Annotated in this window: 22 protein-coding genes; 5 read left to right on the top strand and 17 right to left on the bottom strand. The window is 63.5% G+C overall.

Features of this window, described 5'->3' with window-relative positions:
- Window positions 1–17 precede the first annotated feature (17 nt).
- The 17 genes from PYR64_RS04365 to PYR64_RS04285 all read right to left on the bottom strand — a co-directional run bounded on the left by PYR64_RS04365 (window position 18) and on the right by PYR64_RS04285 (window position 17,630).
- Window positions 18–776, bottom strand: a complete 759-nt coding sequence (locus tag PYR64_RS04365; protein WP_275778584.1) for a septum formation initiator family protein — start codon at window positions 774–776, stop codon at window positions 18–20.
- A 146-nt stretch (window positions 777–922) separates the two neighbouring features.
- Window positions 923–2,203, bottom strand: coding sequence for a phosphopyruvate hydratase (eno, locus tag PYR64_RS04360; protein ID WP_039240289.1), 1,281 nt, complete (start codon window positions 2,201–2,203; stop codon window positions 923–925).
- A gap of 116 nt (window positions 2,204–2,319) precedes the next feature.
- Entirely contained in the window at window positions 2,320–3,006 is a 687-nt protein-coding gene (locus PYR64_RS04355) for a MazG nucleotide pyrophosphohydrolase domain-containing protein (RefSeq protein ID WP_275778582.1), read from the bottom strand.
- Complete coding sequence (locus PYR64_RS04350; RefSeq protein WP_018777268.1) at window positions 2,984–4,126, bottom strand: adenosine deaminase; 1,143 nt, start codon at window positions 4,124–4,126, stop codon at window positions 2,984–2,986. Before PYR64_RS04350 ends, PYR64_RS04355 begins: the two co-directional genes overlap by 23 nt.
- A gap of 28 nt (window positions 4,127–4,154) precedes the next feature.
- The gene (locus PYR64_RS04345; protein WP_035733481.1) at window positions 4,155–4,838 is read right to left on the bottom strand and encodes a DedA family protein; all 684 of its coding nucleotides are present in this window, start codon (window positions 4,836–4,838) and stop codon (window positions 4,155–4,157) included.
- Window positions 4,839–5,030: 192 nt separating this feature from the next.
- Window positions 5,031–5,681 (bottom strand): DedA family protein, encoded by a 651-nt coding sequence (locus PYR64_RS04340; protein WP_018777266.1) that lies wholly within the window; start codon window positions 5,679–5,681, stop codon window positions 5,031–5,033.
- 85 nt (window positions 5,682–5,766) lie between these two features.
- The gene (locus tag PYR64_RS04335; protein ID WP_018777265.1) at window positions 5,767–7,077 is read right to left on the bottom strand and encodes a thymidine phosphorylase; all 1,311 of its coding nucleotides are present in this window, start codon (window positions 7,075–7,077) and stop codon (window positions 5,767–5,769) included.
- Entirely contained in the window at window positions 7,074–7,478 is a 405-nt protein-coding gene (locus PYR64_RS04330) for a cytidine deaminase (RefSeq protein WP_018777264.1), read from the bottom strand. The genes PYR64_RS04335 and PYR64_RS04330 overlap by 4 nt, the downstream gene beginning before the upstream one ends.
- A 2-nt stretch (window positions 7,479–7,480) precedes the next feature.
- On the bottom strand, window positions 7,481–8,770 hold the full coding sequence (locus PYR64_RS04325; RefSeq protein WP_018777263.1) for an ABC transporter permease: 1,290 nt from the start codon (window positions 8,768–8,770) through the stop codon (window positions 7,481–7,483).
- Complete coding sequence (locus PYR64_RS04320) at window positions 8,767–10,116, bottom strand: ABC transporter permease (RefSeq protein WP_275778577.1); 1,350 nt, start codon at window positions 10,114–10,116, stop codon at window positions 8,767–8,769. Before PYR64_RS04320 ends, PYR64_RS04325 begins: the two co-directional genes overlap by 4 nt.
- The gene (locus tag PYR64_RS04315; protein WP_026267097.1) at window positions 10,106–11,626 is read right to left on the bottom strand and encodes an ABC transporter ATP-binding protein; all 1,521 of its coding nucleotides are present in this window, start codon (window positions 11,624–11,626) and stop codon (window positions 10,106–10,108) included. The genes PYR64_RS04320 and PYR64_RS04315 overlap by 11 nt, the downstream gene beginning before the upstream one ends.
- 133 nt (window positions 11,627–11,759) lie before the next feature.
- Window positions 11,760–12,827 carry a BMP family ABC transporter substrate-binding protein gene (locus PYR64_RS04310; RefSeq protein WP_179128338.1) on the bottom strand — a complete coding sequence of 356 codons (1,068 nt, stop codon included), beginning with the start codon at window positions 12,825–12,827 and terminating at the stop codon, window positions 11,760–11,762.
- 282 nt (window positions 12,828–13,109) lie between these two features.
- Window positions 13,110–14,132, bottom strand: a complete 1,023-nt coding sequence (locus PYR64_RS04305; protein WP_018777259.1) for an NADP-dependent oxidoreductase — start codon at window positions 14,130–14,132, stop codon at window positions 13,110–13,112.
- Entirely contained in the window at window positions 14,129–14,560 is a 432-nt protein-coding gene (locus PYR64_RS04300) for an organic hydroperoxide resistance protein (protein ID WP_018777258.1), read from the bottom strand. The genes PYR64_RS04305 and PYR64_RS04300 overlap by 4 nt, the downstream gene beginning before the upstream one ends.
- Window positions 14,561–14,625: 65 nt before the next feature.
- Window positions 14,626–15,060 carry a MarR family transcriptional regulator gene (locus PYR64_RS04295; protein ID WP_039240284.1) on the bottom strand — a complete coding sequence of 145 codons (435 nt, stop codon included), beginning with the start codon at window positions 15,058–15,060 and terminating at the stop codon, window positions 14,626–14,628.
- A 121-nt stretch (window positions 15,061–15,181) separates the two neighbouring features.
- Window positions 15,182–16,387, bottom strand: coding sequence for an amidohydrolase (locus PYR64_RS04290; RefSeq protein WP_018777256.1), 1,206 nt, complete (start codon window positions 16,385–16,387; stop codon window positions 15,182–15,184).
- 109 nt (window positions 16,388–16,496) lie between these two features.
- Window positions 16,497–17,630 carry a sugar phosphate nucleotidyltransferase gene (locus PYR64_RS04285; protein ID WP_026267096.1) on the bottom strand — a complete coding sequence of 378 codons (1,134 nt, stop codon included), beginning with the start codon at window positions 17,628–17,630 and terminating at the stop codon, window positions 16,497–16,499.
- A 253-nt stretch (window positions 17,631–17,883) separates the two neighbouring features.
- Here PYR64_RS04285 and sdhC point away from each other — a divergent pair, with 253 nt between their 5' ends.
- The 5 genes from sdhC to PYR64_RS04260 all read left to right on the top strand — a co-directional run bounded on the left by sdhC (window position 17,884) and on the right by PYR64_RS04260 (window position 22,294).
- The gene (gene sdhC / locus PYR64_RS04280; RefSeq protein ID WP_018777254.1) at window positions 17,884–18,264 is read left to right on the top strand and encodes a succinate dehydrogenase, cytochrome b556 subunit; all 381 of its coding nucleotides are present in this window, start codon (window positions 17,884–17,886) and stop codon (window positions 18,262–18,264) included.
- Between the two features lie 3 nt (window positions 18,265–18,267).
- A complete protein-coding gene (locus tag PYR64_RS04275) occupies window positions 18,268–18,729 on the top strand; it encodes a succinate dehydrogenase hydrophobic membrane anchor subunit (protein WP_017197835.1) in 462 nt (153 codons plus the stop codon).
- Window positions 18,730–18,829: 100 nt separating this feature from the next.
- On the top strand, window positions 18,830–20,629 hold the full coding sequence (gene sdhA, locus PYR64_RS04270) for a succinate dehydrogenase flavoprotein subunit (RefSeq protein WP_018777253.1): 1,800 nt from the start codon (window positions 18,830–18,832) through the stop codon (window positions 20,627–20,629).
- Window positions 20,629–21,411 (top strand): succinate dehydrogenase iron-sulfur subunit, encoded by a 783-nt coding sequence (locus PYR64_RS04265; protein ID WP_018777252.1) that lies wholly within the window; start codon window positions 20,629–20,631, stop codon window positions 21,409–21,411. The genes sdhA and PYR64_RS04265 overlap by 1 nt, the downstream gene beginning before the upstream one ends.
- Before the next feature lie 115 nt (window positions 21,412–21,526).
- A complete protein-coding gene (locus tag PYR64_RS04260) occupies window positions 21,527–22,294 on the top strand; it encodes an alpha/beta fold hydrolase (protein WP_039240280.1) in 768 nt (255 codons plus the stop codon).
- The last annotated feature ends 6 nt before the right edge of the window (window positions 22,295–22,300 follow it).

Raw genomic sequence — 22,300 nt, 5'->3', positions numbered from 1 at the left:
GGCGGTGGGCGCCGCGTCTAGTCTGTTGCCGATCGTCTGATGGACTCCCAGAGAGCATCCACCCATGGCAGATTCTCCGGGTTTGCAGTTGATCCGGAGCCGGTGCGGCCACCCGGCGTGCCGGCGGCATCTTCCCCGCCAAACACCCAGTAACCTGTTTCACCCGGCATAACCATGTTAATGCGGTCGCGGGCCTGCTGTTTCACATAGTTGGGATCCTGCCACCGTGAGATCTGCTTGTTCAGCTCAGTTTGCTCCGCCTTGCGGCTGGCAATTTCGGCCTCCAGGGCTGAGATTTCAGCACGCTTCTCCAGGAAGATCTTCACGGTGGGCGCCAACAGGATGGTGATGGCAATCATCACCACGGCCAGCGCCAGCATCCTGCCTGAGAAGGCTTTTGCGGGCACGGGATCGAGATTGTCGGCGTCCTTGTCCGTCTTGCCTGCGGTGTCGCCCGCCTTTGCTGACGCACCTTTGCCGCCGGAGCCCGTCTTGCTGCCGCCTGCTTTGCCGGAACCTGTTCCGGCCTTGCCGGTGCCGGGCGCGGGGGTGCCGGGCGCTGTGGTGCGTGGCGCCGTCGGTTTGTCAGAGGTGCGCGGCTTATCAGCAGCGCGTGAGGCACCCAGGGAAATGACGTCGGCGTCCTCGGAGGCCTGCGGGGTGGCATGGCCGCCAGCGGACGTACCGGGAGGGCGTGTTGCGCCTGCGGGGCGGGCTGTGCCTGAAGGACGGCCAAGGGCGTCGGCCCTGGGTACTTTTGGACGACGGGTGGCCATGACACTCCTGTAATGCCCGGTGCTTGCCTGGCGGGGTTGCTGCACTTGCTTGTCGAAACTTGCTTGTCGAATCTGGCCAGCTTTAAACAGAACCGGTGGCCATGGTCTTTCCACCATAGCCACCGGTCAACTGATTTCGCTGAAGGCTAGCCCTTGAAACGCGGGAAAGCGCTGCGGCCGGCGTAGCGTGCGGCGTCGTCGAGTTCTTCTTCGATGCGCAGCAGCTGGTTGTACTTTGCGACACGCTCGGAGCGGGCCGGGGCACCGGTCTTGATCTGGCCGGCGTTGGTGGCAACGGCGATATCGGCGATCGTGGTGTCCTCGGTTTCGCCGGAGCGGTGCGAGGTGATGGTGGTGTAGCCGGAGCGCTGGGCCAGGGAAACGGCGTCCAGCGTCTCGGTCAGGGAACCGATCTGGTTGACCTTGACGAGCAGGGAGTTGGCCGTGGCGGCGTCGATGCCCTGCTGCAGGCGGACCGGGTTGGTGACGAAGAGGTCGTCGCCCACCAGCTGGACCTTGTCACCGATGGTGTCGGTAAGGGTCTTCCAGCCTTCCCAGTCGTTCTCGTCCAGCGGGTCCTCGATGGAGACCAGCGGGTAGTCGGCAACGAGTTCGGCGTAGTAGGCGCTCATCTCGGTGGCGGAGAGTGCCTTGCCTTCGAACTGGTAGGCGCCGTCCTTGAAGAACTCGGAGGAGGCAACGTCCAGGGCCAGTGCGATGTCCGTACCCGGGGTGTAGCCGGCGTTCTTGATGGCTTCCTGGATCAGGTCCAGTGCAGCGCGGTTGGACGGCAGGTTGGGGGCGAAGCCGCCTTCGTCGCCGAGGCCCGTGGAGAGGCCCTTTTCCTGGAGGACAGCCTTGAGGTTGTGGTAGACCTCAACGCCCCAGCGGAGGCCTTCGGAGAAGGTTTCGGCGCCGATCGGGGCGATCATGAATTCCTGGATGTCGACGTCCGAGTCGGCGTGCGAGCCACCGTTGAGGATGTTCATCAGGGGAACCGGAAGCACGTGGGCGTTCGGGCCGCCGAGGTACTTGTACAGCGGCAGGTCAGCCGAAGCTGCTGCAGCGTTGGCCACGGCCAGGGAAACACCAAGGATGGCGTTGGCGCCCAGCTTGCCCTTGTTGGGCGTGCCGTCGAGGTCGATCATGGCCTGGTCGATGCTGCGCTGGTCAGTGGCGTCGAAGCCAATGAGTGCCGGGGAGATCTCGTCGATGACGGCGTCTACGGCCTTCTGGACACCCTTGCCGAGGTAACGGCCTTTGTCTCCGTCGCGGAGTTCGACAGCTTCGTGCTCGCCGGTGGAAGCACCGGAGGGAACTGCTGCGCGGCCGATCTGGCCGTCGGAGAGCAGGACCTCAACTTCTACGGTCGGGTTTCCGCGGGAATCAAGGATCTCGCGTGCGTGGATGGCATCGATAAGCGCCATGGATGTGCTCCTTATGGGCAAATTACAGGAATGAGGAGGGAAATTCTCAACGTCCTCGTCGCTACTAGCGTAGTCCAGAGTGGCTCAGGTTACGGAACGACTTCCAACCTTTCACGTCATGAAGGCCGGGCCTGGCTGTTCTGAAACGATCGAACTGCGGCGCGAAGGGCGCGTTCGGCGTCGAGTCCCTGCTCCCTGGCCCCGGCGACGACCGCCAGCAGCAACTCGCCGAGCGCCTCTTCCGTGGCAGGGATGACGGGAACAACGACGCCGGCCGGTGCGCCTTGCGCGTCGACGTCCAAGCCTGCACGGACCGCCCGGTCCAGGGACTTCTGCGCCGCCGCCAACGCCGGAAGGTGGGGCGGAATGCCCTCGAAGGGGTCCTCCCGCTCCGGTTTCTCCGCACGCTTGGCCGCGTCCCACTTGAGGATTATTTCCTCGACACTAGCCGGAAAGCTTTCCTGGAGGGAACCGTCGGGCTTGAAGACGTGCCGGTTCCGCCGGATCATTTTGGCATTGATGTCCGCGGCCACGGCCTCGAAGTCGAAGCTGCCGCGCTCCTCGGCGAGCCGGGCGTGAAGTACTACCTGAAGCAGTACATCGCCCAGCTCGCCGCGAAGCTCATCGTCAACAGCACCCGCCTCGATCGAGTCCACCACTTCATAGGCTTCCTCGATCAGGTACTCCACCAGCGACTCATGAGTCAGGGCACCCATCCAGGGGCAATGCTCACGCAGTGCGGCGATCGTCCCGATGAGCTCTGTGAGCCCGTAGCAATTGTCAGCCGAGGTTGGCGTAGGCATCGTTGATGTACTCGACCAGCGCCTCGCGCTCATCCAGCGGCAGGAAGGCCGCTTCGGCTGCGTTGAGTGTCAGTTCCAGCAGGTCATCGAGGTCATAGTCGAACGTCTCCACCAGGAGCTCGAACTCATCCGTCAGGGTGACGCCGCTCATGAGGCGGTTATCGGTGTTGATGGTCACGTTGAAGCCGAGCTGGAAGAGCATGTCCACCGGGTGGCTTTCAATGCCCTCGCCAAAACCGGAAATGGCGCCGGTCTGGAGGTTGGACGACGGGCAGATCTCCAGGGCGATGCCGCGGTCGCGGACCCAGGCAGCCACGCTGCCGATGGTCACCATGCCCACGGTGTCTTCGCCGTCGTCGTCCGAGTTGTCCTCGAACTCAACCGAGATGTCCTCGGCGATCCGCACGCCATGGCCAAGGCGCAGTGCCCGGCCGTCCACGAGTGCGGACTGGATGCTTTCGAGTCCGGCTGCCTCTCCTGCGTGGACTGTGGCGGGGAAGTTGTTCTCCGCCAGGTAGGTGAACGCATCCTTGAAGCGCGAGGGCAGGAAACCGTCCTCGGCCCCGGCGATATCGAAGCCGACGGCTCCATTGGCCCGGTGACGGACGGCGAGCTCAGCGATTTCCTGGCCACGGTCGGCGTGGCGCATGGCGGTGATGAGTTGCCCGACCTGGATCTGCTGGCCACGCTCTTCTGCTGCATCCACGCCCGCTTCGAGGCCGGTCTGGACGGCTTCCACCACTTCGTCCAGGGTCAGGCCCTTCTGGAGGTGCTGTTCCGGGGCCCAACGGACTTCGCCGTACACCACGCCGTCTTCAGCCAGGTCCTCAACGAATTCCTTGGCGACCCGGAACAGGCCTTCCTTGGTCTGCATGACGGCGATGGTGTGGTCGAACGTTTCCAAGTAACGGACCAGCGAGCCGGAGTCGGCGGACTCGCGGAACCATTCACCGAGGGCGACAGCATCGGTGGATGGCAGCGTGTGGCCTACGGCTTCGGCCAGTTCGATGATGGTGGCGGGGCGCAGGCCTCCATCCAGGTGGTCGTGGAGGGAAACTTTGGGGAGGCTCTTCAGATCGAAGTCGAGGGCAGGGGCGGCGTCAAGTATGGGCTCAGTCACGTACTAAGACTAGGGCGACGGCGGGACCTTAGCCAGCAGGCTTTGAACGGTCGACGCCGACAACCGCCTTTTGGGACTTTTCCACCGCAGGTGCCTCGGCACTCGCGGCGGCGTCCTTGGAGTGATCCTTCTTCTCGAGGTACTTGTGCCACCAGCGGAGCGCGTGATCGACGACGATACCCAGGACCACGGCAAAGGCAACCGCAATGCCAACGCCCAGGAGCGGGTTGTTGTGGACCCACTGCCCGGCGAGCAGACCGATCCCGATGGAATAGGCCACCCACGTGATGCAGGCGAAGGCGTCCAGCAGGAAGAAGGTCCGGTGCCGGAATCCGGTCTGCCCGGCGACGTAGTTGACAGCTACGCGGCCCCACGGGATGTAGCGTGCCGTGAAGATGAGCACCGCGCCGCGCTTGTCCAGTTCGTACTGGGCCCACGCGAACATCTTCTGCACCTTGGGGCGGCGCATCCACTTCCACCGTGTGAGCCCGATCTTGCGGCCGAGCATGTAGGCCATGTTGTCGCCCGCCATGGCTCCCACCAGGGCGGTTGCCCCCAGTATCCACAGGTTGGGCTCTCCGCTGTGAAGGGACAGCGCCGAGAGGCCAACGATGGCTGTTTCGCTGGGAAGGATGGTGGCAAATCCGTCGATGAAGAAAAAGACCAGAAGGACCGGATATATCCAGGGCTGCCCGGCTGCATGCTCGAGCATTTGGTTCAAAAACTCCACGCGGCGGTAGCTCCTAGATGAATATGACTTGACAGTGTGACCGAAGTCGCTCTTAGTGTCCCATGGCCGGGACGTCGTTCGCTACGCCCCAGCCCCGGGATCACACGCTTAACGCTATCGGTCACCCTTCGTGGAGGCGTCAACCGGCGGACTGATCTTGGGAGGCCGTGAGTGTCATACCGTGGGTGGAGGCGGGACGTCCTGCCCGGGAATGTTCTTGCCGTCCAGGGGCACGGATCCGCGCACCCGGCTGATGATGCGGTCAATGATGATGCCGAGGATCACTGCCACCACAATCGCTATAACGGCACCCAGCAGATGGTTGTGCTCGAACCAGACGCCGAAGAAGTATCCGAGCACCACTGAGTAGCTGGCCCAGAGAACTGCCGAGGCTGCGGTCAGGAGAACAAAGCGGCGGTGATTGAAATGCGTGGCTCCGGCGGTGAGGTTGACCGCCACCCTGCCGATGGGAATGAACCTGGCGACCATGATGAGCGAAGCAGCACGCCTGCGCAGTTCCTTGCCGGCCCAGCGGAAGGCGCCCTGCATCCGTTGCCTCCGCATCCAGCGCCAGCGCTGCGTGCCGATCCGCTGGCCGATGATGTAGGCAATGTTGTCGCCGGCGAAAGCCCCCAGTGCCGCCATCAAGCCCAGCAGCCAGATGTTCGGCGAACCGCTGCTGCCCGAGACCGCGCTCAGGCCCACCACCACGGACTCACTGGGGATCGGTGGGAAGAAGCCGTCAATGAGGCAACAGGCGAGCACCAGGAACAACACCCACGGCTGTTCCGCCGCGGCGAGGATGAAGTCGTTGATGCCCTGCACGGTTTCCTTCGAGTAGCGGCTCCCCCACAGGCGCCGGACGACGATTATTCCGGGCCATCCGCAGGACGGCCCGGAATAATCCAGCCTAGGCGATGCGGCTGATAATTAGCTGACGGGCGGGACGTGAACCCTCAGGGGCAATGACCACCGCGTCCTGCAGGGCTTCCTTGGCACGATCAAACTTCTCCGGAGTGTCCGTCAGGAGCGTCATGAGCGGCTCGCCGGCGCGGACCAAAGCGCCGGGCTTGGCGTGCATGCGCACGCCCGCCCCGGCCTGGACCTGGTCCTCTTTACGTGCCCTGCCGGCGCCCAAGCGCCAGGCTGCGACGCCCACGGAAAGAGCGTCCAGTTCCACCAGGACCCCATCTGCCGGGGCGTAGACAACCTCGGATTCCTTGGCTACCGGCAGTGCGGCCCGGGGATCGCCGCCCTGGGCTTCGATCATCCGGTTCCAGACATCCATGGCCCTGCCGTCCTTCAGCGCCGCTGCCGGATCAGCATCGTGGATACCGGCACCGGCCAGCATTTCCTCAGCCAGGCGGACCGTCAGTTCGACGACGTCTTCCGGACCGCCGCCGGCCAGGACCTCCACGGATTCCTCTACCTCGATGGCGTTTCCGGCCGTCAATCCGAGCGGGGTGGACATGTCCGTTATCAGCGCCACGGTGTGCACGCCGGCGTCCTTGCCCAGGGCCACCATGGTTTCGGCAAGCTCCCGGGCCCTGGCTTCATCCTTCATGAAAGCACCCGAACCAACCTTGACGTCCAACACCAGCGATCCCGTGCCCTCCGCGATCTTCTTGCTCATGATCGAGGAAGCAATCAGCGGAATCGCCTCCACCGTTCCGGTGACGTCGCGGAGTGCGTACAGCTTCTTGTCCGCAGGCGCCAGCCCCGAACCTGCCGCGCAAATGACCGCTCCCACGTCCTGGAGCTGGGACATGATCTCGTCATTGCTGAGGTTGGCCCGCCATCCGGGAATGGCCTCAAGCTTGTCCAGGGTCCCGCCGGTGTGGCCAAGTCCGCGGCCCGACAACTGCGGTACCGCGACGCCGAAGACGGCCACGAGAGGTGCCAGCGGCAGCGTGATCTTGTCCCCGACCCCGCCGGTGGAGTGCTTGTCGCTCGTAGCCTTCATGCCGCCGTCGGGCCTTGTGAGGGACGAAAAGTCCATCCGCTCGCCCGAGGCGATCATGGCGGAAGTCCACCGCGATATTTCGGCGCGGTCCATGCCGTTGAGGAGGATGGCCATGTTGAGCGCTGCCATCTGTTCCTCGGCGATCACGCCACGGGTGTACGCGTCGATTGTCCAATCGATCTGCTCAGGCGTGAGCGTGCCCTTGTCCCGCTTGATGGTGATGATCTGAACGGCGTCGAACGCTTCGGTACTGGTCACGTGGTTTCCTCCAGGTGTTCCGGACCAAAGGCGTCGGGCAGTACCTGGTCCATGGTTTTGATGCCTTGGGTGGTCATGAGCTGCATGCCGGGGGCCCTGAATTCATAAAGCAACTGGCGGCAGCGGCCACACGGCATGAGGATGTTGCCTTGCCCGTCCACGCAATAGAACGCGGCAAGCCTTCCGCCACCGGTCATGTGGAGTTGGCCCACCAGCGCGCACTCGGCACAGAGGGTCAGCCCGTAGCTGGCGTTCTCGACGTTGCAGCCGCTGACGATCCTGCCGTCGTCGGTGAGGGCAGCAGCCCCCACCGGGAACTTCGAGTACGGAGCGTAGGCGTTTTCCATGGCCTGTTTCGCGGCTGCTTCCAGGGCGGGCCAGTCGACGTCGTTTTCCGGCATCGTCAACCCTTCACGTACGGTATGCCGCTTGCGGCCGGTGGCCGCGACTTACCCACCAAACCGGCGACGGCGAAGATGGTCACCAGGTACGGCAGCATGGCCATGAACTGGCTGGGCACCGGGGTACCGATGATGCCCAGGATCGACTGCAGGTTGTACGCGAAACCAAAGAGCAGCGACGCCAGGAACGCGCCGATCGGATTCCAACGGCCAAAGATCAGGGCAGCGAGGGCAATGAAGCCGCGGCCACCAGAGATGTCCTTGGTGAAGGAATCGATGGTCACCAGGGTGAACACAGCCCCGCCGATACCGGCGATCGCACCGCCCAGGGTGACATTCCAGAATCGGGTGGCGTTGACGTTGATGCCCAGGGTATCGGCCGCTTGCGGGTGCTCACCGACAGCGCGGACGCGCAAGCCCCAGCGGGTCTTGAACAAGCCGAACCACACCACGGCCACTGCGATGTACATGAGGTAGCCCGCGATGGACTGCTCGAACAGGATGGGCCCGATGATGGGGATATCCGAGAGCAGCGGGATCGGCAGGATGTCCAGGCGGCCCGGGGTGTTGAACTGCTCCTTGTTGGGAACCATGAGGGTGCCGTACAGGAAGCCCGTGAGGCCCGAGACCAGGACGTTGAGCACCACGCCGACGATGATCTGGTTGACGAGGTACTTGATGCTGAAGACCGCGAGGACCATGGACACCACCGCGCCGGCGGCAGCAGCCGCAATCAGGCCGATGTACGGGCTGCCGGTCATGGTGGCGACGAGCGCCGCCGTGAAAGCGCCGCCCAGAAGTTGGCCTTCGATGGCGATGTTGACGACGCCGACGCGCTCACACAAAACACCGGACAGCGAGCCGAAAACCAACGGAACAGCGAGGGTCACCGACCCGGCGACCAGGCCCGCCAATGAGATGGATGGCTGGCGGGCCCCGGCCACGATCCACACCAGGAGGGCGAAGACAAAGACCACGGCAAAGGCAATGGGGAGCCACTTCGGCGATTTTTCCCCCTGCGTCCAGAGGTAGATCGAGTAGGCAGCCATGGCCAGCAGCAGGATGCCGAAGACAATGCCGCCCACCTGTCCCGGAATCATGAGGGCAGGAACGGCAACGGCGTCACCGGCGTCGCTGATTTTCATCTCCGCGGTCTTGTCCGAGCCCAGGAAGCCGAAGAACACCAGCGCGATGAGGGCGAGGACGCCCAGCGAAACCGGAACCTTCAGTGAGGGCCGGAACCCCGGCAGGGCCGTGGACCCGGGCGTTGGAGCGGTGGTTGTCGCGCTCATTTGGCACCTCCGGTGGCATTGGCAAGGGCAGCTTCAGGAGCCGCCTTCGGTGTCTTGTTCTTCTTCTTTTTCTTGCCCTCGAGCCGGAAGATCGACCTGATCAGGGGCGGTGCGGCGATGAACAGGACGATCAGGGATTGGACCACGAGCACGATGTCGATGGGGGTTCCCGTCTGGATCTGCATCTGCACGGCACCGGCACGGAAAGCCCCGAACAACAGTCCGGCGAAGAACGTGCCCCACGGTGTACTGCGGCCCAGCAGGGCAACAGTGATGGAGTCGAATCCGATCTGTGCAGCCACGCCGCCGGTGAGGACTTTCTCCGTGCCCGCAACCTGTGCGACACCGCCGAACGCCGCCAGGGCACCGGCCAAAGCCATCACCATGATGGTGGCGCGTGGCACCTTCACCCCGGCCGTACGCGCGGCCACGGGGTTGGCGCCGACGGCACGGAATTCGAAACCGATGGTGGAGCGGTTCAGCAGCCACCACACGCCATAGGTCAGCGCGATGGCCACCAGGAAGCCCAGGTGGAGCCGGGATCCCGGGATCAGCACCGGATAGGTGGCCGATTCATCCAGACGCGGCGAAATGGGGCTGTTGTCCCCAGGGCGCCGGAAGGCGGCGGTGTTCAGGAGGAAGTCCAGCAGGAACAGCGCCACGTAGTTCAGCATGATGGTCACGATGACCTCGTGCGCGCCGGTCCTGGCCTTAAGGATCCCAACGATTGCGCCCCATGCGGCGCCACCGAGGACACCCATGATGATCACCAGGAGGAGGTGCAGGCCAAACGGCAGGTGCCAGGTGAAACCAACATAGGCGGCCAGGGTGGCACTGATGATGATCTGCCCCTGCGCACCGATGTTGAACAGGCCTGCGCGGAACGCCAGGGCCACGCCCAGGCCCGCGCAAATGAGCGGCGTCGCCACTGTCATGGTTTCAAGCAGCGGAGCGAACCCCTGGCGGGTGTTGAACACCGCACCTTGGAAGAGGGCCACGTAGCTGTCCGTCATGGCAGACCACAGCGCACTCAGGAAGTCGCTGGGGCGGGCGAACAGGTACCCTGCGGTCTTGGCTACCTGGGTGTCCGTACTGGCAATCAACAGTCCACCGAGGAAAAGGGCCACGATCACGGCCAGGACCGAAACGAAGCCATTGCCCATCACGATCCGACGCATGACGTGGCCTTGTTGGTGCCCCGGTTCGCCGCTCTGGGAGGAGACAGGAACGATCGACGGCTCCAGCGCACCGCCGGCAGTATCCAAGGCAACGTCAGCTGCCCGGACTTCCGCGGTGGATTCTTCAGGTCTCTGGTCCTTGGCGGACCCGTCGCTGCTACTGGTCATCGGAGCCTCCTTCGGGGCCGACGCCGGCCATCATCAAGCCGAGCGTGTCGCGTGGTGTTCCCGCCGGGACGATGCCCACGAGTTTGCCCTTGTACAGCACGGCTATCCTGTCTGCGAGCTCAATGACTTCATCAAGCTCTGTGGAAACGATCATGACCGGCGTTCCGACATCCCGCTCGGCGACGATGCGCTTATGCAGGAACTCGATGGAACCGACGTCCACACCGCGTGTGGGTTGGCTTGCAATGAACAACCGCAGCGGACGCGAAAGCTCCCTGGCCATGACCACTTTTTGCTGGTTACCGCCGGACAGGGTCCCCGCAGCCGACCCCGCGGAGGGGGTACGGATATCGAATTCCGCGATCTTGGCCTTGGCATGCTCTGCAACCTTGGCAGGCTTCATGCTGATGCCGCTGGCAAACGGTGCTTGGTCGTAGAGGTCAAGCACCAGGTTTTCGGCCACGGAGAACGGGCCCACCAGGCCGTCCACGGTGCGGTCTTCGGGAACGAAGCCGACGCCGGAACGCAGGACTTCCTTGACGGGCAGGCCGAGAAGCTGCTTCCCGTCCAGGACCACCGAACCTGTGACATGTTCCTGGATGCCGAGGATGGCTTCCGTCAGTTCCGTTTGGCCGTTGCCCTGGACACCGGCGACGGCGAGGATCTCACCTTGGGCGATATCGAAGCTGATGCCGTCCACGACGTTGGTGCCGTTGGCGGCGCGGACAGTGAGGTTTTCAACGACGAACGTGGTTTCCTTCGGCTGCGCGGCAGCCTTGTTCAGGCTCAGGCTGACCGGCCGGCCCACCATCATGGAGGCAAGCTCCGTGGCCGATGCCGTAGGAGGGGCGTCGCCTACCACTTTGCCGCGGCGGACCACGGTAATGACGTCGGAAACTGCCTTCACTTCCCGCAGCTTGTGCGAAATGAAGACGATGGACGTGCCGCCGGCTTTGAGCTGGCGCATGATGTCCAGGAGCTCATCGGTTTCCTGCGGGGTGAGCACGGCTGTGGGCTCGTCCAAGATGAGGACCTTGGCTTCCCGTACCAGCGCCTTGATGATCTCCACGCGCTGCTGGACGCCCACGGGGAGGTCCTCCACCAGGGCATCGGGATCGACGTCGAAGCCGTACTTGTCGGAGATTTCCCGGATCTTCTTCCGGGTTTCATCGATGCTGAGGACACCGCCGAACGACGTCGGTTCAGCACCGAGCGCAACGTTCTCGGCGACCGTGAAGACCGGGACCAGCATGAAGTGCTGGTGCACCATGCCGATGCCCGCCGCCATGGCATCGCCGGGGCCGCGGAAGTTGACGGGCTGGTCATCTACCAGGATCTGGCCGGCGGTGGGCTCGTAGAGCCCGTACAGCACGTTCATGAGGGTTGATTTGCCGGCACCGTTTTCGCCTAGAAGGCAGTGGATCTGGCCGGATTCGACCACGAGGTCGATGTCTTGGTTGGCGTAGAAGGTCCCGAACGCTTTCGAGATCCCCTTCAATTCGAGTTTCACAACTCCCACCGTTCTGTGAGTCCGAGGGACAGCTGAACAGCTCCAAAGCTACGAGCTTTGGGTTCAGCCTAGTCAGGGCAAAAACGCGCCGCCAGTACCGGGGCTCGGTACTGGCGGCGCGTCCAGGAATTGCTTACTTCTTGGGGCTTGCCTTCGATTCGACCACGAGCTTGCCGGAGACGATATCCGCCTTCAGAGCGTCAAGTTCGGACTTGGTTTCTGCAGAAACAGCCGAGTCGAGATCGTGGAACGGGGCAATGGCCACGCCGTCGTTCTCCAACGTGCCAACGTAGGCTTTGTTGCTGAACTTGCCGTCCTTGTCGTCCTTCACCACGGTTTCGACGGCCTCGCCCATCTGCTTGACCACGGAGGTCAGCATGAGGTCCTTGTATTCGGGAGCCGTCAGGTAGCCGTCGGAGTCAACCCAGATCAGCTTGACGTCCTTACCGGCGGCTTTGGCTTCCTTAAGCGCGGCACCGGCACCCTTGCCAACCGGACCGGCGACGGGCATGACGATGTCCGCGCCCTGGTCCAGGAGGTTGATGGTGACCTGCTTGCCGGTGTCCTGCTTCTCGAAATCGCCGGTGAAGGAGCCGTCCTGGGTGTTCTTGTCCCAGCCGACAACCTGGACGTTCTTGTTCTTGGCCTTGTTGTAGGCCTGGACGCCGTCGTAGAAACCATCCATGAAGATCGTCACCGTGGGGATCTTGATGCCGCCGAAGGTTCCCACCTTGCCGGTCTTGGTGGTTGCAGCAGCGGCGTAGCCCGCAAGGTATGCAGCCTGGGCGGTGTCGTAGACGACGGGCTTGACGTTGGCGATCGGGGCGTCGTACGCGAAGTCGATGATCGCGAAGTGCTTATCGGTGTTCTTTTCGGCAGCGGCCTTGGTGGCGTCGCCCAGGAGGAAGCCCACCGTGACAGTCAGGTTGCAGCCTGCGGAGACCATGCCGTTGAGGTTGGTCTCAAAGTCGCTGTTCGCCTTGGATTCGGCCGACTTGGTCTGGATGCCCAGATCTGCTTCGGCCTTCTTCAGTCCCTCGAAGGAGGACTGGTTAAACGACTGGTCGTCGAATCCGCCGGAGTCGGAAACGATGCATCCGAGGAAGTCGCTCTTGGTGGCGGCGCCGGATCCGGCGTCGGGGGCCTGGCCACAGCCGGTCAGCAGGAGCGCTGCTGCGCCGACGGTTGCAACACCGGCCATTGAACCGCGCTTCAGGGTGGCACGCAGTGGTTTCTTCAATTTTCCTCCAGGAAGAAAGTGATTGGCGCTACGACGGATGGTCAATGAGTGTCCGTTTCCTATACCTGAGGCAGAAATTCTGTTTTCACTGATGCTCGCAGCTGCGCCGAAGCGCATTGATGACACCACCCTAGTGGCCTGGAACACACCCGGATAGCACAAAGGCGGCCTGCCGCTCAGATTGTTGACTTTTTGTTACCAAGCAGTAGCCGGGTGTGCAAGTCACACCCGGCTACTGTCGCATCACAGGCGGACGAGCATCTTTCCCGTGTTCGCTCCATCCAGCAAATCAATGAACGCCTGGGGCGCATTTTCCAAGCCGTCAACGATCGTCTCGTCGTAGCTGATGGTGCCGTCGGCAAGCCATCCGGCCATCTTTTGGGCAAACTCGGCAGCATGCTGGCGCTGCCCGCCGACGAGGAACCCGCGAAGGGTCAGCTGCTTGCCGATCGCCACTGCCATGTTCCGCGGCGCTGCCGGAGGTTCAGTGGAGTTGTACTGGGCGATCGCACCGCACATTGCCACGCGTCCGCCTACCGTGAGCGTTGCCAGGGCGGCCTCGAGGTGTTCCCCGCCAACGTTGTCGAAGTACACATCGATGCCGCGCTCCCCTGCAGCTTCCTGGAGCTGCTCGAGGACGGGACCATCGTTGTAGTTGAACGCGGAGTCGAAGCCCAGTTCCAGCAGCCGTGCGACCTTTTCCGGCGAACCGGCGCTGCCGATGACCTTGGAGGCGCCCATGGCCTTGGCAATCTGGCCCACCATGGAACCGACGGCACCGGCCGCTCCGGAGACGAACACGACGTCGCCCTCTTTGAACTCGGCAACCTTCAGCAGGCCGGCATAGGCCGTGAGGCCGGTCATGCCCAGCGCGCCGAGGAAGGCCGAGGTGGGAGCGAGTCCGCCCGGCACCGGCGTGGTGGCCGCAGCGTCAACCACCGCGTGTTCGCGCCACCCCAGTTGATGCACGACGACGTCACCCACCTTGTGCGCGTCCGAACGGGACGCGATCACCTCGCCTACGGCACCGCCGTCGAGCGCTGCATCGAGGCGGAACGGTGCCGAGTACGACTTGACGTCGTTCATCCGGCCGCGCATGTAAGGATCCACGGACATGAACTGGTTCTTCACCAGGAGCTGGCCTTCAGCGAGCTCCGGCAGTTCAGCCTGTGCCAGACGGAAGTTCTCCGGCGCCGGACGGCCGACGGGGCGGGAGGCAAGGTGGATTTCGCGGGTCTGCACCGGGGTGCCTGCTACGGCGCTCATGCTGCGAACTCCACGAGCTTGAGGTCAACGTTCATGTTGCCGCGGGTGGCGTTGGAGTAGGGGCAGATCTGGTGCGCCTTGGCCATCAGGGCTTCGGCGGTTTCGCGGTCCAGGGCAGGCAAGGCGATCTCGAGTTCGGCAGCGAGGCCGTAGCCTTCGCTGTCGGTCAGCGCGCCAAAGTGGATCTTCGCCGCAACGGCAGAGTCGCTGACGTCGGCACGCTCCTTGCGGCCAACCAGCCGCAGCGCCGAGTGGAAGCAGGCTGCATAGCCGGCCGCGAACAGCTGCTCGGGGTTGGTTCCCTGGCCGTTGCCACCGAGTTCCACCGGGCTGGCGAGGGCTACATCCAGCTTGCCGTCCTTGGTGCGGGCGTTGCCGTCACGGCCTTCGCCGGAGGCAAGCGCCTCCGCTGTGTAGAGAGTCTTCATGGTGTTTCCGTTTCTCTTCGGGAATGGGATGGCATGGAAAAATCCAGAGTGAGCTGTTCAGGGCCTCAAAGTGAGCTGTTCAGGGCTGCGGTGAGCTTGCCGAGGGTTGCGTGGAGCTGCTCGATTTCGGCTGCGGAAAGTCCGGCGGCGTCGGCCAACCGTTGGGGCACTGCCTGGGCCTTGGCGCTCAGCGCTGTTCCGGCGTCGGTCAGGACCACATCCACGCGGCGTTCGTCCTCGGCGGAGCGTTTCCGCTCAACGAGCCCCAGGCCTTCAAGCCGTTTTAGCAACGGCGACAATGTTCCGGAATCCAGCCCCAGTTCGGCACCGAGTTCCCGGACGCTTCGCGGCTCCTGCTCCCACAACACCAGCATCACCAGGTACTGCGGGTAGGTCAGGCCGAGGTCGTCGAGGACGGGGCGGTAGACCGCCGTCGCGGCCTTTGATGCCGAGTACAGCGCAAAGCAGACCTGGTGGCGGAGGCGGGGTGCATCACTCATGGATAAAACGATAGTGCACAATTCAATTGTGCACAACTCAATTGGAGGCAGGCTGCCCAAGCAAGGGACAGCGAATGCTCCAAAGAGGGCTCAACGGGACATCTGCTGTCCCCCGGTTGGACTACTGGGGAAGGTCGCGGATGGTACGGAGTGCAGCCGCAGTGAGGACGCGGACAGCGTAGCCAAGGGCGCGCTCATCAACGATGAAGTCGCCGCGGTGAAGATCGTATTCCTCGCCGCCGGGGGTGTGCGTACCCAGGCGCATCATGGCGCCGGGCAGGTCCGCCAGGAACCACGCAAAGTCTTCGCCGCCCATGGACTGCGGGGTGAGCACAACAGCGTTCTCCCCCAGTTCCGCGCGGGCAGAGGCTTCGATGAGGGCCGTCTCATGCTCGGAGTTCACCACGGGAGGCACGCCGCGGGTGTGTTCCAGGTGCACGTCCACGCCGTACGGCGCAGCGACCTGCCTGACGACGTCGTCCAGCAACTCGCCCGCACTGTGCCAGGCATCGCGGTCCAGGCAACGCATGGTGCCGGCCATGTAGCCCGTACCGGGAATGGCGTTCGGCGCCGAGCCTGCCGAAATCTGTCCCCACACCACGGAGACGCCGCTGCGGACGTCCACCCTGCGGGACAGCACTGCGGGAACATTCACCGCTATCTGGGCCAACGCGAACACCAGATCCTCGGTCAGGTGCGGCCTGGAGGTGTGGCCGCCGCGGCCGGAAAGCTCGATTTTGATGGTGTCCGACGCTGACGTGATGGCGCCGATGCGCGTGCCGATCTGGCCCACGTTGATCCTCGGGTCGCAGTGCAGTGCCAGGATGCGCGGCACGCCCTCAAGCACCCCCTGCTCGATGCAGGACAACGCGCCGCCTGGCATCGTTTCCTCGGCGGGCTGGAAAATGATCCGCACAGTGCCGCCCAGCGGGTTGTTCTTGTGCATCCGCTGGAGTGTCAGGGCAATGCCCAGCATCGCAGTGGTGTGGACATCATGTCCGCAGGCATGCGTCACGCCGTGGTTCTTGGAGGCGAACGGCAGGCCGGTTTCCTCGATGATCGGCAAAGCGTCAATGTCCCCGCGAAGAGCCGTGGCGATGGGCCCCTCCCCCACGTCGACGGTGAGCCCGGTTCCTTCGAGCCGGCGCGGCTTGAGTCCGGCTGCTTCGAGCCGCTCCACCAGTTTGTCCGTGGTGCGGAATTCCTTGAACGACAGTTCCGGGTGCGCATGGAGGTCCCGGCGGAACTCAATGAGCCCGGGGAGCAGTTCATCAACCCAGGGACTCACAACGGGGGCGGGCTCGGTTTCAGTCGTGTAATTGCGCACGTCACAACTCTAGCCATCCGGGGCTCCCGAAGACCGAAAGCCACCTCTTGGTTACGCCGCGTTCAGACGCAGGACAAGCAAAGAGGTGGCTCACGGTATAAGGCTCGGGCTACAGGACGTCCGTGTCGCCGCTGGCTTTCAGGGCGTCAACGGTGCCTTTCACCAGTTGGGCATGCTCTTTCGTGGTGACCAGCAGGGCATCCGGGGTGTCCACGATGACCACGTCTTTGATACCGATCAGGGCGATCACACGCTTGGTGTCCGAGACCACCACACCGCTGGCATCCTCCGCGAACACGCGTGCGCCCTCGCCGAGAACCGTCACTTCGTCGACGTCGCCGGCGTTGTTCAGGCGACCGATCGCGGCAAAGTCGCCAACGTCGTCCCACCGGAAGGTGCCAGGCACGACGGCGACGTCGCCGGCTGCCGCTGCGGGCTCGGCTACTGCATAGTCAATCGCAATCTTGGGCAGGGTGGGCCACACACGGGCGGTAACCTCAGCCCGCTGCGGGGTGTCCCAGGCCTCGGCGATCTCCTGGAGGCCGGCGAAGAGTACGGGCTGGTTGGCCTCGAGGTGCTTGAGCATCAACGCGACGGGAGCCACGAACATGCCTGCGTTCCAAACGTAGTCCCCTGCTTCGACGTACTTATTGGCAACTTCCTGGCTGGGCTTCTCCACGAATTCGGCCACCGCCAGCGCGTTCGGAGCGCCGTCAACGTTGAGCGCAGCGCCCGAACGGATGTAGCCGAAGCCCGTGGAGGCGTGGGTGGGCTTGATGCCGATGGTGACAATCTTGCCCGTGGCTGCCGTGTAGATCGCCTCCCGGACAGTCTCCTGGAACAGGTCGTCGGGGCTGATCACGTGGTCAGCGGCGAAGGACCCCATGATGGTCTCCGGGTCGCGGCGGTAAAGGATGGCAGCGGCCAGGCCGATCGCCGCACCCGAATCCTTGGGCTCGCTTTCGAGCACCAATTCGTCATCCCCTACTTCCGGGAGCTGGCGGCAGACAGCCGCACGGTGGGCCTCGCCCGTCACTACCAGTACGCGTTCGCCGGCCAGTGGCTCCAGGCGGTCGTAGGTAGCCCTCAACAAGGTGCTGCCGGACCCGGTCAGGTCGTGCAGGAACTTAGGCGCGGCGGCACGCGAGAGCGGCCATAGCCGGGTCCCCACACCGCCCGCCGGAATAACCGCATGGAAGCGGTTCATGGGCGATTCCGGGTATTTCGCGTCTTCTGTACTCACCGCAACACTTTATCCGACGCAAGCGGTAAGCTCCGCAGAACGCCACGCATGTGGCGTTCGTCTCAGACAGTATCCAAAATCGCCTGAATCCGGGCAGGAAACATGGAATTAACAAGCAGAGAAGCCCGTCCTAAATTGAATATGCTGTGAGCGAAGCCTAGATTTAGGCGTGAGCTACGAGTGCTCTCGCAGCAGGCGTTCCCCCCGCGTGGATCCCATGCCAGCGCCGCTGTGTTGCAGGAAGGTTTAATCAGTGCCGACAAAACCAGCTGGCACCTTGTACCGCGGCCGTGAAGGCATGTGGTCCTGGGTTGGACATCGTATTACCGGTGTAGTGATCTTTTTCTTCTTGTTGGTCCATGTGTTGGACACCTCATTGGTGCGCGTGTCCCCTGAGGCCTACACGGCCGTCATTGGTGCTTACAAGAACCCCCTCATGGCCCTGGGGGAAACGGGCCTGGTCGCCGCGATCATCTTCCACGCCTTCAATGGCCTGCGTGTGATCGCGATCGACTTCTGGAAGAAGGGCGCAAAGTACCAGCGCCAGATGCTCTGGGTCGTGCTTGCGCTGTGGCTGGTCACGTTCGCCGGCTTCGCCATCCGCCACCTTTCCCTCGCGCTGGGAGGCCACTAAGCCATGACAACCATCGAATCTCCGCGCAGCGGAAAGATCGCCCCGAAGTACAACCGCACCGGCTCCAGCCGTGGCAACTTCGAGATGATCGCCTGGCTCTTCATGCGCCTCTCCGGCATCGTCCTGGTGGTGCTGATCTTCGGCCACCTCTTCGTTAACCTGCTGGTAGGCGAAGGCATCCACGCCATCGATTTCGGTTTCGTCGCCGGCAAGTGGGCCGATCCCTTCTGGCAGTTCTGGGACCTGGCCATGCTGTGGCTTGCCATGCTGCACGGCACCAACGGTGTCCGCACCATCATCAACGATTACGCCGAGAAGGATTCCACGCGCTTCTGGCTCAAGATGGTTCTCTACGCAGCCACGCTGGTCATCATCATCCTCGGCACCCTGGTGATCTTCACGTTCAACCCGTGCCCCGTCGTCGACGGCGTTCAGCTTCCTGGCGGATTCTGCCCGGCCCCGTAGCGGCCCGTGCCGCATTGGCGTGGCCGGCTTGCCGGCCCGCCTGACGTAGCGGAGCAGCCTCCGCCGACCATCTGAATTTTTGAAAGAGAGAGCATCTGGTATGCAGGTCCATAAGTACGACGTCGTCATTGTCGGTGCAGGTGGCGCCGGCATGCGCGCCGCGATCGAGTCCGGTCAGCGTGCACGCACAGCGGTACTGACCAAGCTCTACCCCACCCGCTCGCACACCGGTGCGGCCCAGGGTGGTATGTGCGCAGCACTGGCCAACGTCGAAGAAGACAACTGGGAATGGCACACCTTCGACACCATCAAGGGTGGCGACTACCTGGTTGACCAGGACGCAGCCGAGGTCATGGCGAAGGAAGCCATTGACGCCGTGCTGGACCTGGAAAAGATGGGTCTGCCATTCAACCGCACGCCTGAAGGGCGCATCGACCAGCGCCGCTTCGGTGGCCACACCCGTGACCACGGCAAGGCTCCTGTCCGTCGCGCTTGCTATGCAGCCGACCGCACGGGCCACATGATCCTGCAGACCCTGTACCAAAACTGCGTCAAGCACAACGTTGAGTTCTACAACGAGTACTACGTCCTTGACCTGCTGATCGTCGAGGAAGACGCCGTCCGCGAAGACGGCACGCCGTACAAGCAGAAGCGTGTCGCCGGTGTGGTCTCCTACGACCTCGCCTCGGGCGAGCTGCACGTCTTCCAGGCCAAGTCCGTGGTGTTTGCCTCCGGTGGCGCGGGCAAGGTCTTCAAGACCACATCCAACGCACACACCCTCACGGGCGACGGCATGGGCATCGCCTTCCGCCGCGGCATTCCGCTGGAAGACATGGAGTTCTTCCAGTTCCACCCGACAGGTCTTGCAGGCCTGGGCATCCTCCTCACCGAAGGTGCACGCGGTGAAGGTGCCATCCTGCGTAACTCGGAAGGTGAGCGCTTCATGGAGCGCTACGCCCCCACCATCAAGGACCTCGCTCCCCGTGACATCGTGGCCCGCGCCATGGCCAACGAGGTGCGTGAGGGCCGCGGTTGTGGTCCGAACAAGGACTACGTCCTCCTGGACCTGACCCACCTCGAGCCGGCCCACATCGAAGCCAAGCTCCCGGACATCACGGAGTTCGCCCGCACCTACCTGGGTGTGGAACCGTTCACCGATCCCGTCCCCGTGTTCCCCACAGCGCACTACGCCATGGGCGGCATTCCCACCAACATCACCACCGAGGTACTCCAAGACAACGACACGATCGTTCCCGGACTGTACGCCGCCGGTGAGGTTGCCTGTGTTTCCGTGCACGGCTCCAACCGCCTTGGCACCAACTCGCTCCTGGACATCAATGTCTTCGGCAAGCGTGCAGGCATTGCAGCTGCCGAGTACTCCAAGACGGCCGACTTCGTCGAGTTGCCCGAGGACCCGGAAGCAATGACCCGCGGCATCCTGGATGGCCTGCTCAGCGGCACCGGCACCGAGCGTGTTGCCCAGATCCGCAAGGAACTGCAGGACACCATGGACGCCAACATGCAGGTATTCCGTACCAAGGAATCCCTGGAGCAGGTCCTTCGCGACATCGCATCCTTCGAAGAGCGGTACAAGAACGTCACCGTCCAGGACAAGGGCAAGCGCTTCAACCTGGACCTCTTGGAAGCAGTGGAGCTGGGCTTCCTGCTGGACATGGCCAAGGTCATGACCGTCGGTGCTCTGCACCGTGAAGAGTCCCGCGGTGGCCACTACCGCGAGGACTTCCCGGACCGCGACGACGAAAAGTTCATGAAGCACTCCATGGCTTACCTGGACACGTCCGTCACTGCCGCCTCCTCGGCGGAATCCGTTGCGGGCATCCGTCTGGAGACGAAGCCCGTGATCTTCACCCGTTACGAGCCGATGGAGCGTAAGTACTAATGACGACCGAAATGGCAGAGCCCGCATCAAAGATCGAGCTTCCGGCGAGTGTTGCCGGCGACGGTGAAATTCCCACGTTCCACATCACGCTCCGCGTGCGCCGCTACGACCCCGAGATCTCGGAAGAAGCGCGCTGGGACGACTACAAGCTGACCATGTACGGCACGGACCGTGTGCTGGACGCCCTGCACAAGGTCAAGTGGGAAATCGACGGCAGCGTCTCCTTCCGTCGCTCCTGCGCCCACGGCGTCTGTGGATCCGACGCCATGCGCATCAACGGCCGCAACCGCCTCGCCTGCAAGACGCTGCTGAAGGACCTGGACACGTCCAAGCCCATCACCGTCGAGCCGATCAAGGGCCTCCCGGTGGAGAAGGACCTGATCGTGGACATGGAACCCTTCTTCCAGTCCTTCCGCGAGGTCATGCCCTTCCTGATCAACAAGGGCCACGAGCCCACCAAGGAGCGCCTGCAGTCCGTTGAGGACCGTGAGCGTTTTGACGACACCACCAAGTGCATCCTCTGCGCAGCCTGCACCTCGTCCTGCCCGGTCTTCTGGACCGATGGCCAGTACTTCGGCCCGGCAGCAATCGTCAACGCACACCGCTTCATCTTCGATTCCCGTGATGACGCCGGCGACATGCGCCTTGAGATCCTCAACGACAAAGAAGGCGTGTGGCGCTGCCGTACCACCTTCAACTGCTCGGAAGCATGCCCCCGCGGCATCCAGGTGACCAAGGCAATCGCTGAGGTCAAGCAAGCCATCCTGGCCCGCAAGATCTAACCAGCCGTTCCTCGAAGAACAGCACGTCGACGGCGCCGCTCACCTCTGCAGGTGAGGGGCGCCGTCGTCGTTAATCAACTCCCGCAACCACACATCGCAACGCAAGGAGACCAGCGTGTCACGCTCTGAGAAGATCACCTTCACGGGAAGCACCGGCGATACGCTGGCCGGAATCGTGGACATGCCCGAGGGACCGGTACGCGGCTGGGGCCTCTACTCGCATGGTCTCACCCTGGGTAAGGACAGCCCGGCCGCTTCACGGATCTGCAAGGGCCTGGCTGAGCAGGGAGTAGGGATGCTCCGGTTCGACAACCTCGGCCTTGGCGGCTCGGGTGGCGAATGGTCCGCCGGCTCGTTCAGCGTCAAGGTGGCCGACACGATCCTGGCCGCAGCCTTCATGCGTGAGCAGGGACGCGCGATTTCCCTGCTGGTGGGTCATTCCTTCGGTGGCGCAGCCGTCCTCGCCGCTGCCCGCGACATCCCCGGCCTCAACGCTGTCGTGACCGTGGCGGCGCCCTACGAGCCCAAGCACGTGGAGCACATGTTCGACACTGAGATCGACTCCATCCTGCGCGACGGCAGCGCCGTGGTTGACCTGGGAGGGCGTCCGATGGAGGTTCGCCGCCACTTTGTGGAGGACGTCGAAAGCGCTGACCTGCGCGACTGCATCCGGACGCTTCACAAGCCGCTGATGGTGATGCACTCCCCCACGGACAATACGGTGGGTATCGACAACGCCAGCGAGATCTTCCAAACCGCCCGGCACCCGCGGAGTTTCATCTCCCTGGAGGGCAGCGAGCACCTCCTCACGGGGAAGGGCCAGGCTGCGCGCGTGGCGCGGATCATCGGCGCGTGGGCCGACCCCTACCTGGAAGTCTCCTAAAGCAAC

The sequence above is a fragment of the Paenarthrobacter sp. Y-19 genome, from assembly GCF_029223985.1.
Lineage (GTDB): Bacteria > Actinomycetota > Actinomycetes > Actinomycetales > Micrococcaceae > Arthrobacter > Arthrobacter nicotinovorans.
The sequence above is the reverse complement of the archived record's forward strand: the minus strand, read 5'-3'. Positions and strand labels throughout refer to the sequence as shown.